This window comes from Phaeobacter gallaeciensis DSM 26640, assembly GCF_000511385.1.
Classification (GTDB): Bacteria; Pseudomonadota; Alphaproteobacteria; order Rhodobacterales; family Rhodobacteraceae; genus Phaeobacter; species Phaeobacter gallaeciensis.
Genome location: NC_023137.1, coordinates 1 through 12,500, shown reverse-complemented (window position 1 = coordinate 12,500; position 12,500 = coordinate 1). Strand labels below are relative to the sequence as shown.

The following is a 12,500-nucleotide window of genomic DNA, read 5'->3' as shown; positions in this document are numbered from 1 at the left end:
GAAACCAACCCCAAACCCACCAAAACACACCCGCAAACCACCCCAGACCCAACTTACCCACAGACTCAACACACATATCCACAGACGCAACAATCACACAAACAAGCCAACCAACCAAAATCACCGAAAAACAAACAACACAGGTTCGTCTGGACGGTGTCGCCAAAGGCTAGACGAACCGCAGGCGTCCCCCTCCTCTCATCATAGTATATAAAGACCGAACTGGGCGGTGATCGGGGCACACTAAAGGTCACAACCCGCTCCGTATAAAATGAGCCATGCTTTCGAACTGCAAACGCCGCCCCCCTGGAAGGGGCGCGGCGCCTGGCCCAACAGATATAGGACCAAAGGTTCGGTTCTGGCGGGAGACCCCGCCCCGGTGGGGCACGGTCCGTCTGGTGTTACTGGAGTTGCGCCCAGAACAGTTCCAGATGACGCGAGACGATGTCCTGAAATCGGCCATCAGCCTTGAGCGCCTTCAGGCCTGCGTTGATGCGATAGAGATGCGAGGTGCCGCGCCAGTGGCGTTTGGAAATCACCACATGCAGGCCTTCCTCGGAGAGTGGGCGCTCCAGAGGGATCACCTGATCACGCAACCCTTCTGAGATCAGCGTGTTCGCCCCAAGGAAAAGGTTCAGGGATACCGCATCCACCTCTCGCGCCATCAGCTTGCGAAAGCAGGCGCCGGGATCCGCGGCCTGAACCAGCGTGACCTTCCCCTCGCTCAACCAGCGACGATCGCCGCGATCAAGGTCATGGGTGTAGTATCCTTCTGGACGGCACAGGGTCTTGCCCAGCATATCGGCGTCGCTGTCAAAGGCGAAGGCGGTATCCGCCCGCACGAAGACCATAATCGGGATGGTCATCAGCGGCTCCGAGAAATGGAAGTTCACGCAGCGCTCGTCTGTTGGGTTTGCTGCACAATCCGGCTTCAGCCAGGGGAACCCCATATCGAACTGTTTTTCGTCCAACATCGGGAACAGATGTTTCGACCAATCCTGTTCCCAGGTGATCGAATAGGACACAGGCGCCGGGGTCAGTTCAAGCGCGGCATTGATCAGTTCTGTCACCATCCCCTGACCGGGCAGCGTCTGATCAGTGAACGGGGCAAAGCCACCACCGGTCAGCAGCTTCATCTCCGCATCATCCTTGCGCAGCGGCGTCGCATCGGGGGCGGAAGCCTGCTGTGCGCAGGGGATGTGCAGGGTTTTACCGGGGATGACGCTCGGGCCCTCCAGCACGTGCTGGTTGCTATAGTAGATCAACGTCCAGCGGCTGCGGTCACTATAGTGGGTTTCGGCAATCGAGAAGAGTGTGTCGCCGGGCTGTACCCGGTAATCGACATTGCAGATAGCCTGCGCCGCGCGTGGCGCGATACCGATGGCCAGCAGCAGCGCAGTAGCTGCCGTTGCGAGATGTTTCAACATGGCGCCCTCCCTCAGAAGCCGGCCCAGATCCTGGCCATGTGATCCTCGATAATCGCCTGATACTGACCATTGTCGCGAATATTGCGCAGACCGGTATTGATCATGGTCAGCATGTCATCAGCCTGTGGATGGGTTTTATGCACCACCACATGGATACCCAGCACTGAGAGCGGCAGTGGCAGCACCTCAAACTGATCAAGCAGATCATTTTCTTTCATCACGCTGCGACCGGTGAATTCATTGATCGCGACGGCATCCGCCTCACCGCGGGCGACCATCTCGAAACAATCGGCAACCTTATGCGGCTGCTTCAGCGTGATCTTCTTCTCCTCCATCCAGCGCCGGCCATGGCCGTCCAGATCGAAGGTCAGATAACCCGCCGGGCGGCAAAGTGTCTTGCCCTCAATGTCGGCGTCCGTCTCAAAGGTGAAGGGGCGCGATTTATCAACGAAGAGCAGCATCAGCGTCTCAAACATCGGGTCGGAGAACAGGAAGTTCACGCAGCGATAGCTCTCCGGCATCGTGTCGCAATCCGGGCGATACCAGGGGAAGCCCAGATCCAGGAGCGCGTTCGACAACAGCGGATCAAAGTGGGAGGCCCAGTCGTCGACCCAGTGGATGGCAAAGCCCTGCGCCGGAGCGGCATCGGTCATCGCCGCATTCACCACTTCGGTGATCAGCCCGCCATTGTGGGCGGTCTTAGAGGTGAAGGGCGCATAGTCATCCCCGGTCAGCAGGTTGATCTTACTGCGCACGGCGGCGGTGCCTGGCTGCACCTTGACCGGCGCCGCGACCACCGGTTGCGCCTCCGCAACCGCCTTGCCACCGGGCAGCCCTGTCGGCAGACCATTCAGGCAGGCCATCGTTAGTTCCATGCCGACACGGATCGCATCCGGGCGCGGGCCAATCGCGTCGATGTTGCGGCTGTGGATCGCGCTCCACATGCCCACATCCTTGTAGAGCCGATCAGCAATCAGCGACAGGCTGTCCCCCGGGCGTACTTTATATGTGCCACCACAGGTTTCTGCGGCCAATGGCGTGGCGAACAAGCCGGTAACGCAACAAAGCGCCGCGATCAGGTGTTTTCTCATGATGTCCCTCTTGGGTTTAACTCGGGCGTCTCGCGCCGATCGTCAGCGCCGCCTCTTTTGTCTTAGAACGGTTGGAAAGCTTATCTTTTGGCGCTCGACCTCGTATCGGCTGAGCGCATAGGCGCACGCAGCAGTACCGGCTCGGTGCTGGCGCTACTGACCGACGAACAGCGCCAGAATGGTTGCGGTATCGACGCGCCCGTCCACCCCGATCAGCGCCGCAGGCACGGTGATGGTCTCACTGCGATAGGCATCATTTACCATTTGATCGATATAGGCAGGTGATTGTCCCTGCCCCACGGCCCGCAGCACAAGGCTATACAGCGCGGTATGGGCCTGCGCTGCCGGGGGGGCGGGCTGTGCTGCTTCCGCTGATGGAGTCGCCGCACTGCCACGCCGCAGTGCCGCCAGCGTTCCCGCAGTCATCTGCGCAACCATGGCGTCTTCGGCACTGAGCGGAGCGGCGGTTTCGACTGCAGCCGTTAGCAGTTCCTCAGCCGCGGCACGCTCAGTGGGCGTGGCACTTGGATCCAAACCCGCCAGTGCCTGCGGCGTCAGTAGCCGAGCCACACGTGGCTGATCACCAGCCGTATCGGCGGTCTCATCAGGCCCAAACTGTAACACCGCAAGACCCACGGCAAAGAACCCCAGTACGGCAGCTGCGGCCCCCAGTTTCACGATCGGCGACACCCGGGCCAGAAGACGGCCGGGAGCAGGCTTGCGCCCGCCAGGCTTCCGGGTTTCAGCTTTGAATGACCCTGCAGCCCGTTTATTGATTTCCGGTTTGATGTCAGACCGATCCTCCGCAACGGAAGTTACCGCCGCAATATTCGCCTTAGCGCGGGAGTTTCCCGCCTGAGGCGAGCGAAGCGTACTGCTGCTAGAGGAAATAACACCATCAATCTGGACCGAGCGCACCGGACGGTCACCGATATCAGCGCCATCCGTTCGGGTGTCACTGTCTTTTTTAACGCTCAACATCGGCCCACATTACCCCCCGGCTGCTCCGAAAATCGCGGTCGAGCCGCGTTTTGTTAACCGATTCTTAACGTTCGAGTGATTCTGCGTCAACATTCTGCGGCGGAATGGTAAACCTCTACATGATTTGCTGCGTGAAGGCCCATGTTGAGAGGCCAACCGGGCAATTCCTCAATATACAGAACCGAAGAGGTTGGCGTGCGCATGCCGACCCTATCGGTCGCACGCGCATGCGCCGCACGGATCATCGCGTGCACCAGATGCAATCATGAGAAGAGTTATGTGCGAGAAAATCGCAAAGCGACCTAAACCGGTGCCAGGTCGCGCCGACCAAAACCTCAGCGCCATCACCAGCTCAAGTGAACCGTCGCGGGCAGATAGGCGCGGGCAGCAACAACAGGCTGCCCGCGATGGAAATCAAAAATCCAAGTTTTCGACGCTCAGGGCGTTTTTCTGGATGAACTCACGGCGAGGTTCGACGACGTCACCCATCAGCTTGGTGAAGAGGTCATCCGCCTCGACCATGTCTTCGACCCGGACCTGCAACAGGGTGCGCGCATCGGGATCGAGCGTGGTCTCCCACAGCTGATCCGGGTTCATCTCACCCAGACCTTTGTAACGCTGCAGCGCCAGACCTTTTTCGCCTTCTTCGAGGATGGCTTTCAACAGACCAAGCGGGCCGTGAATCGCCTGGCTGCGGTCGCGCCGGACGAGAGTTGCCGCAGCCCCGTAGATCTCCTGCAAGCTATTGGTAAAGCTTCCGGTTTTCCGGGCCTCGCCGGACCGCAGCATCGGGCCGTCCAAAGTGCGCAGCTCCTCAACCCCGCGCAGGATTCGTGACAGGCGAATGCCGTGATCCTGTGTGATCCGCCCACGCCAGCCGCGTTCATATTCCAACGCAATCAGGTCCAGACGCTGCGCCACCTTATCAGCGACACCCTGCAGATCAGCATCAACAGCACCGGGCACAAAGGCGCCGGCAACCGCGGCCTGCTCCAGAATATGACGCGGGTAGTGGGTGGGGAAGGCGTCCAGAACACGCTTGAGCTGACGCGCCTCATCGACAACACGGGCAAGATCCTGGCCAACCAGCTCCTCGCCGCTGCCCAGTTTCAGCACTGCCCCGTCAACGCCCTGATTGATCAGATATTCATCAAGAGCCGCCTGATCCTTGAGGTAGACCTCCGATTTGCCGCGCGACACCTTATAAAGGGGCGGCTGCGCAATATAGAGATACCCGCCTTCGATCAGCTCCGGCATCTGGCGATAGAAGAACGTGAGCAAAAGGGTTCGGATATGCGCGCCGTCGACGTCAGCATCAGTCATGATGACGATCTTATGGTAGCGCAGCTTTTCGATGTTGAATTCATCCCGACCAATGCCGGTGCCCAGAGCCATCACCAGGTTGCCAATTTCCTGACTGCCAAGCATCCGGTCGAAACGCGCACGCTCCACGTTCAGAATCTTACCTCGCAGAGGCAGGATCGCTTGTGTCATCCGATCGCGCCCGGTCTGGGCGGAGCCACCGGCGGAATCACCCTCGACCAGGAAAACTTCGGTTTTGGAGGGATCTTTCTCCGAGCAGTCTTTCAGCTTGCCTGCGAGATAGTTCACATCCATCGCCGTCTTGCGGCGGGTCAGTTCGCGCGCCTTGCGGGCGGCCTCCCGTGCGAGGGCGGCTTCGATAATCTTGCCGACGATCTGCTTGGCCTGATTTGGGTTCTCCTCAAACCATTCTGCCAGTTTCTCGTTGACCAGGCTTTCGACCACCGGTCGCACTTCAGAGGAGACCAGTTTATCCTTGGTCTGGCTAGAGAATTTCGGATCCGGCACCTTCACGGACAATACGCAGGTCAGCCCCTCACGGGCGTCATCCCCGGTGAAGGAGACCTTCTCCTTCTTGGCGATGCCGGAGGATTGCGCATAGTTGTTAATGGTCCGGGTCAGCGCACCGCGAAAGCCGGCAACATGGGTGCCACCATCCCGCTGCGGGATGTTGTTGGTAAAGGGTAGTACGGTTTCGTGATAGCTGTCGTTCCACCACATTGCGACCTCAACACCGATGTCGTCCTTATCGCCGGTGATATAGATCGGCACCTCCATAACGGGTGACTTCGAGCGATCAAGATATTTGACGAATTCCTTGACGCCGCCCTCATAGAACAGCTCCACTTCCAGCCGTTCGGCCGGGCGCTCGTCAATCAGGATGATCCGTACGCCTGAGTTCAAGAATGCCAACTCCCGGAGCCGTTTTTCCAGCGTCTCGAATGAGTATTCGAGGTTGGAGAACGTATCGGTGGACGCGAGAAAGCGTACCTCGGTACCGGTCTGATCGCCACATTCGCCAACAACTTTCAGGTGTTCAGCCGTATCGCCACGCTCAAATCGCGCAACGTGTTCCTTGCCATCGCGCCAGATGCGCAATTCCAGCCAATCTGACAGCGCGTTCACCACAGAAACGCCCACGCCGTGAAGGCCGCCGGAAACCTTGTAGGAGTTGCTGTCGAACTTACCACCGGCATGCAGCTGGGTCATGATGACCTCGGCCGCTGAAACGCCTTCTTCTTCATGAATCCCAACCGGAATTCCGCGCCCGTTGTCGTTCACCGAAACGCTGGAATCGGCGTGAATTTTCACGACCACCCGGTCCGCGTGACCGGCCAGCGCCTCGTCGATGCCATTGTCGACAACCTCATACACCATATGGTGCAGCCCCGACCCATCGTCGGTGTCCCCGATATACATGCCTGGGCGTTTGCGAACCGCCTCCAAGCCTTTGAGAACCTTGATGGAATCCGCGCCATAATCTGCGGGGGCCTGCTCGTTTCCGGACATTCACATCTTCCTGTCTTTGCTTCAGGATTTTATACGAAGTCTGGCCGGGAATGTCACGCGCAAGCCCCTTTTTTTCTTGGTGGAATCAGGCTGCTCTGGCGCCCAGGTCCGCGACCTTGCGCTGCCAGGAAAAGACGGTCTTCTCCGCAGCATCTGTCGCCGGTGCAAAAGATGAGAAACGCGTCGGTTTGATCCCGACGAATCCCAGGATCTGGCTGCTGATAATCCGCTTGATCGCGTTGCCATAGATCAGCCGCAGCCAGAGCGCAGGCGTGTCAGACGTCAGCAGAACCCGTGCCGTCTTGCCGGTGAGCATCGGTGCAGGCAGCCCCATGACATTGACGTTTCGCGTATCAAATGCGCGGCCCGGCAAGAGTGCGCGGTCAAAGACGCCTTTCAGCTTTGCCGGTATCGCCCCCCACCACATAGGTGTCGCCATCACAATGTGATCAGCCCACTCCAGATCGGTGAGAAAATCCGCGAGATCCGGCTCCAGAGGTTTCACATTCTGATACCCCGCCTGCCCGTAGTCGATATCAAATTGCATGGTCGGCAGATCATGGTAGCGTACCTGATGGCCGCCTGCCTCTGCCGCCGTTTGATAGGTCTGACAAAGCGACTGGGACAGCGAACTGGGCGCCGGGTGACCATTGAGGATGATGATTTTTCGCGTGGACATGGGGACCTCCGAATCGTAAAAGTGACTGAGGTCAATTTATTCGGAAAATGACCGTGGTCAATAAGTTAATTGACCACGGTCACATTTGTGAGAGATCATCATGTCCCGCGCTCCGCAACAACGTCGACTGGAAACCCGCGCCCGCCTGCTTGAGGTGGCTGCCGCACAAATCACCGCATCGGGCTACAGCGGTTTGAGAGTAGAGGATGTGGTTGCAGAAGCCGGGGTCGCAAAGGGCACGTTGTTTTCGCATTTCGGCGACAAAAATGGCCTACTCGCCGCGGTGATCGGCCCCCGGATCATGGCGGTTTTGGATGAGACCGAAGCCTTGCCCGCGCCTCAGACGCTGGAGGAGTTGATTGACCGGCTGCTGCCTGTGGTCCAGTTCGTGGCGCAGGACCGGGTGATTTTCGACCTGCTGCTGCGCTACTCAGGCACCACGGGCACCGAAACCGATGCGGTCATCACACAGAGCTTTTTCCGCCAGATCTCTCTCTGGTCCGGATGGGTCACAGAGCTACAGGATAACAGCGCGCTGCGTCAGGATCAGCCGGCGAGTGTTCTGGCCGAGGGGATGCAGGCCTTTCTGAACCATATATTGGCCCTGTCATTCTGCGCCGCACATGATGCTCCCGGCAACTTCCGCGAGGAACTTCTGACCTATCTCAGCCCTTGGCTGGTGCTGCCATCCGGGACATAGGACCCGGTGCAGACCTCAAACGAAGGGGATCAGGCATCCCACTCCGATCAGCAGGCACCCCGACACGATATTGATCCGGCGCAGTGTCGCCGGGGATGTGATGTGCCAGCGCACCCGGTGGACCATACCAGCCATGCACAAGTTCCCCACCAGAGGCACCAGAAAGGACAGAACCACAATGGCGAGGATATCGAGGCGTGTGACAGCTGTCAGATCAAAGAACCCCGGGAGCACCCCCATGTAGAACAGGATCGCCTTCGGATTGCCCAGAATAACCGCGATACCGGCGATAAATCCGGCCCACAGTCCCGGACGGGTCAGCGCGCTGTTGGCCTCAATCCTGGCATCAGCGTGACGCAGCAACATGACGCCCATGAACAGAAACATCGCACTGGCGAACCAGCGCAACACCTCCATCAGGCCGGTGACCTCCGACACGATCCAGGATACGCCCGCCACCGCCACCAGCGGCCAGAGGATATCACCGCAAGCCACCCCCAAGGCCAGCGGCCAGGCCGCGGGAAAGCCGCCCGACATCGCCCGCGCCATCACCGCAAGCCAAACTGGCCCCGGCGTCAGAAACAACACAAACAACCCACCGGCATAGAGGGTCAGATCCCAGACAGACACGCTCATCCCGCCACCACTTCGGAGCCCGCGGCACCGTCCTCAACGGTGAGCATCTGCGCCCTGCCTTGAAATTCATCGAACAATTCGGGGCCGGTGCCCGTCATCCAGGCCTGCGCCCCAAGCGTCACGATCTCTTGGTAGAGCGCGGCCCTGCGAGTCACATCCAGATGCGCCGAAACCTCGTCCAGCAGTAGGATCGGCGGCGCGCCACCTTCTGCGATCAACGCCCGCGCATTGGCAAGGATCAACGACACTAGTAGCGCCTTCTGCTCGCCGGTGGAACAATCGCGCGCGGGCACGCCCTTGGCTGCATAGGTGCCCAGCAAATCCGTGCGGTGCGGCCCCAGCAGGGTACGCCCTACCGCCAAATCGCGAAACCGTCCCTCCTCAAAGGCTTCCTGCAGATCTGCTGCAGTGTCCGGAAGCCCGCCGTCGGATTGGATCAGTTCCAGCTCAGCAGTGGGAAAGGCCGTTTCGGCAGCCTCCTGCGCCATGCGCAGGCGATCCACCGCAGCAGTACGCGCTGCGTGGATGCGATGGCCGCTCTCGGCCATCTGCGTTTCCAAGACCCGGTACCAGGCAGCATCGCGGATCTGTTCCTTCAGCAGGCGATTGCGTTCACGCATGGCCTTTTCATAGAGCAACGTCGCCTCGGCATGGCTGGGATCGAAACTCAGCACAATGCGGTCGAGGAACCGCCGCCGCCCTTCGGCCGCCTCGATCCACAGCCGATCCATCGCGGGGATCAGCCAGACCACGCGGCAAATCTGCCCCAGATCAATCTGGCTGGCGGCTTTATTGTCGATCTTGACCTGTCGCGCCTTGCCCGCCTCCGACCAGGTTTCCACCTCGTAGCTCTGCCGCGCGGCGGTCAGCTGGCCCTTCAGCTTCCAGCCAAGAGCCTCGGGCTGACGCGCCATATCAGCAGCGCTGGCACGGCGCAGACCGCGACCGGGGGAAAACAGCGACACCGCCTCAAGGATATTCGTCTTACCCGCGCCATTGGCACCGTGGATGGCCACAGGCCGACCGTCCAAATGCAAATCCGCCCGCAGATGCGAGCGGAAGTGCGACAGTGTCAGGGTCGTCAACGCCAGCATAAGGCGGGATCCCGTGTCATCTTTCCAAAAATACTCAAATCCCCCCGCCCGACGGACAGTTCAGCCGCCAATAGGAGCAAGCGCACCGTCCAGCAGATCAAACCCGCATCGGCATCACAACATAAACCGCGCTTTCGTCGCTGCCTTCCCGCATCAGGGTCGGGTCACCGGATGAATTGAACATGAAGACCGCATTTTCACGATCAACCTGATTGGCGATCTCCAGCAGATATTTGGCGTTGAAACCAATCTCCAGCCGTTCATCCCGGTAAGCCACCGCCAGCTCTTCCTCAGCCGCACCGCTGTCGGGTGCATTCACAGACAGGATCAGACGATCCTCATCCAGTTGCAGCTTCACCGCACGCGAGCGTTCGGAGGAAACTGTCGCAACCCTGTCCACAGCACGGGCAAATTCACCAGCGTCCACTTCCAGACGCCGAGTATTGCCAGCCGGAATCACGCGTGTGTAATCGGGGAAGGTGCCGTCGATCACCTTCGAGGTCAGGGTGATATTGGGCGTGGCAAAGCGCACTTTGGTTTCAGAGACAGAAACGGCAATGTCCATCTCATCGTCATCCAGCAGCTTACGCAGCTCGCCGACGGTTTTACGCGGCACGATCACACCGGGCATATCCTCGGCACCCATTGGCAGGTTTGCGTCAATCCGCGCCAGCCGATGGCCATCGGTGGCCACACAGCGCAGTGCCTTGCCCCCTTCGACACCATCAGCGACGTGCATATAAACACCGTTCAGATAGTAGCGTGTTTCCTCGGTGGAGATGGCGAACTTAGACTTGTCAAACAGCCGCTGCAAAACTGCTGCATTGGCGGTGAAGTTGGAATGATATTCGGAAGAGGCCATCACCGGAAAATCTTCACGCGGCAGGGTGGCCAGCGAGAAGTTGGAGCGACCTGCCTCCACTGTCAGGCGACCACTGGCGACATCTGCGGTCAGGGTGACCAGCGCGCCATCAGGCAGTTTGCGTACGATTTCGTGCAGCGTGGTGGCAGCAACGGTAGTGGCACCCGCGCGTTCAACCTGAGCCGGGGCCTTGTCGACCACCTCGATATCCAGATCGGTGGCGCGGAACTGAACAACGTCGCCTTCCGCCTCAATCAGCACATTTGCCAGGATCGGGATTGTATTGCGGCGCTCAACCACTGACTGGGCCTGAGCCACAGCTTTCAACAGGGTGCCGCGTTCGATGCTGATCTTCATGTCCCTAAGTCCTCTAACGTCTGGCCGGGAGAAGCAACGTAACGCTTTACCCCTTCGGCACAAGGCTTTTTATGGATTTGTCCAAGGGATTGTGCGCAGCGTCAAGGGCGGATGCCCCCTTGCCCGATTTATCCCCATTAAACGTGGCTCTCCGGCATGGTTTGCCTGCAACCTCCCGATTTGTGTCATCCCGCAATCCAAATAAACCCAGAGGGCAAAAGACCCCGGACTGGCCGGGGTCATGCGGGACTGTTGGGGATGCCGACTGACGGGATGTCAGAGCAAAATCTGCGGCAGACGCCGAAAGATGTCAGGCCTCCAGAGAGCGGCGCAGCATTTCGACATCTTCGGCGATCTGGCCGTCGATTGTCTTCAGCTCTTCGATGCGACGCACGCCGTGCATCACGGTGGTGTGGTCACGCCCACCAAACCGACGACCGATTTCCGGCAAGCTGCGACTGGTCAACTGCTTGCACAGATACATCGCCACCTGACGCGGACGTGCATAAGAACGCAGCCGCTTGGGGCCGATGATATCGGACATGCGGATGTTGTAATACTCGGACACCTTGCGCTGGATCTCTTCGACAGTGATCTTACGCTCAGACGCACGCAGAACATCCGCCAAACAGTCCTGGGTCAGCTCCATGTCGATTTCACGTCCCACGAGGGAGGCAAAGGCAAACAGACGGGTCAGCGCGCCTTCGAGAACACGAACATTGGTCGAGATCCGATGCGCCAGAAATTCCAAGACGCCATCGGCAATCCGCAGATCCGGGTAGGTCTGCATCTGCTGCGCCACTTTGGACTGCAGGATGCCCAGACGCAGCTCATAATCCGTTGGGTGCAGATCGACGACCAGACCACATTGCAGACGTGACCGAACACGGTCTTCCAGATCCTTGATCTCCCCCGGAGCGCGATCGGCGGAAATGATGATCTGCTTGTTCTGATCCACCAACGCGTTGAAGGTATGGAAGAACTCTTCTTGGGTGCTGTCCTTGCCGGCGATAAACTGAACGTCGTCGACCATTAGCACATCCACGGAGCGGAACAGATGTTTGAAATCCATCATCTTGCGTTCGCGCAGAGCCTGCACAAAGCGGTACATGAACTGTTCCGCAGAGAGATAGAGCACATTCAGTTCGGGATTGCGGGCTGTCAGCTCCCACGCAATCGCGTGCATCAGGTGCGTCTTACCCAGACCAACCCCGCCATAAAGCACCAGAGGGTTGAAAGTCACCGGCCCACCTTCAGCGACGCGACGCGCAGCAGCATGCGCAAGCTCGTTGGGCTTGCCCACAACAAAGCTATCGAAGGTGAACCGCGGATCCAGCGGCGCGGCCTGCAAGGTCTCGCCCTGATCCTTCGGCGCAGCGCCGTGACCTGTGGTAGTGCGAGCACGTGGCAGATCGGTCAGCGCCTCATCATCCAGATCAAGCGGCAGGTCATCAGCAGCACCTGCAGAGTCAACAGCGGCCGGTCGTGCGGCTGTATTGGCTGCAACTCTAAAGGCCAGCCGCTGCACCGGTTCACCGGACATGTTCAGTTCATGCAGGATCAGGTCAGCAAAGTTCTGGCTGACGTAATTGCCCATGAAGTTTGTCGGCACGTTGAAGATGGCAACACCATTCTCCACGCAGGTAAACTCCAGAGGTTCGATCCAAGTCGTAAAGTTATTTTGCCCCACGGTCTTCAACAAACGCTGTCTCAACCGGCCCCAATTCTCTTCCGTCATTCTGCGCCTCACGCGTCCCAATAGCATCGGCCCTTATTTGGCCTCTTGTTTCATCCCCAGCCTGGCCCAATCTCCAGACGACGTTCACGCACAGCGGATGTGT

The 12,500-nt window shown here is 59.1% G+C and carries 11 protein-coding genes (1 of these 11 running past the window's edge); 1 reads left to right on the top strand and 10 read right to left on the bottom strand.

The features are described 5' to 3' along the window. The 6 genes from GAL_RS22395 to GAL_RS00030 form a co-directional block, all read right to left on the bottom strand. Window positions 1–69 carry the 5' portion of a hypothetical protein gene (locus tag GAL_RS22395; protein WP_155808115.1) on the bottom strand. 123 nt of this gene lie to the left of the window's left edge, so the window shows 69 of its 192 coding nt (coding positions 1–69); its start codon is at window positions 67–69; its stop codon lies beyond the left edge, outside the window. Between the two features lie 332 nt (window positions 70–401). Next, window positions 402–1,427 (bottom strand): transporter substrate-binding domain-containing protein, encoded by a 1,026-nt coding sequence (locus GAL_RS00050; protein ID WP_024095572.1) that lies wholly within the window; start codon window positions 1,425–1,427, stop codon window positions 402–404. Between the two features lie 11 nt (window positions 1,428–1,438). Next, the gene (locus tag GAL_RS00045) at window positions 1,439–2,518 is read right to left on the bottom strand and encodes a transporter substrate-binding domain-containing protein (protein ID WP_024095571.1); all 1,080 of its coding nucleotides are present in this window, start codon (window positions 2,516–2,518) and stop codon (window positions 1,439–1,441) included. Between the two features lie 153 nt (window positions 2,519–2,671). Then, complete coding sequence (locus GAL_RS00040; RefSeq protein ID WP_024095570.1) at window positions 2,672–3,499, bottom strand: hypothetical protein; 828 nt, start codon at window positions 3,497–3,499, stop codon at window positions 2,672–2,674. A 414-nt stretch (window positions 3,500–3,913) separates the two neighbouring features. Next, a complete protein-coding gene (gene gyrB, locus GAL_RS00035) occupies window positions 3,914–6,331 on the bottom strand; it encodes a DNA topoisomerase (ATP-hydrolyzing) subunit B (RefSeq protein ID WP_024095569.1) in 2,418 nt (805 codons plus the stop codon). An 85-nt stretch (window positions 6,332–6,416) separates the two neighbouring features. Then, on the bottom strand, window positions 6,417–7,010 hold the full coding sequence (locus GAL_RS00030) for an NAD(P)H-dependent oxidoreductase (RefSeq protein ID WP_024095568.1): 594 nt from the start codon (window positions 7,008–7,010) through the stop codon (window positions 6,417–6,419). Window positions 7,011–7,110: 100 nt separating this feature from the next. Between GAL_RS00030 and GAL_RS00025 the strand changes: the two genes are divergently transcribed. Beyond that, entirely contained in the window at window positions 7,111–7,710 is a 600-nt protein-coding gene (locus GAL_RS00025) for a TetR/AcrR family transcriptional regulator (RefSeq protein WP_024095567.1), read from the top strand. A 15-nt stretch (window positions 7,711–7,725) separates the two neighbouring features. On the opposite strand, the gene GAL_RS00020 is transcribed toward GAL_RS00025, so the two are convergent. The 4 genes from GAL_RS00020 to dnaA form a co-directional block, all read right to left on the bottom strand. Beyond that, window positions 7,726–8,346: a LysE family translocator gene (locus GAL_RS00020; protein ID WP_024095566.1), complete on the bottom strand. Its 621-nt coding sequence runs from the start codon at window positions 8,344–8,346 to the stop codon at window positions 7,726–7,728. Beyond that, complete coding sequence (gene recF / locus GAL_RS00015; RefSeq protein ID WP_024095565.1) at window positions 8,343–9,440, bottom strand: DNA replication/repair protein RecF; 1,098 nt, start codon at window positions 9,438–9,440, stop codon at window positions 8,343–8,345. Before recF ends, GAL_RS00020 begins: the two co-directional genes overlap by 4 nt. A 97-nt stretch (window positions 9,441–9,537) precedes the next feature. Beyond that, window positions 9,538–10,659, bottom strand: coding sequence for a DNA polymerase III subunit beta (gene dnaN / locus GAL_RS00010; RefSeq protein WP_024095564.1), 1,122 nt, complete (start codon window positions 10,657–10,659; stop codon window positions 9,538–9,540). A gap of 310 nt (window positions 10,660–10,969) precedes the next feature. Beyond that, window positions 10,970–12,397, bottom strand: coding sequence for a chromosomal replication initiator protein DnaA (gene dnaA / locus GAL_RS00005; RefSeq protein WP_024095563.1), 1,428 nt, complete (start codon window positions 12,395–12,397; stop codon window positions 10,970–10,972). Window positions 12,398–12,500: the final 103 nt, after the last annotated feature.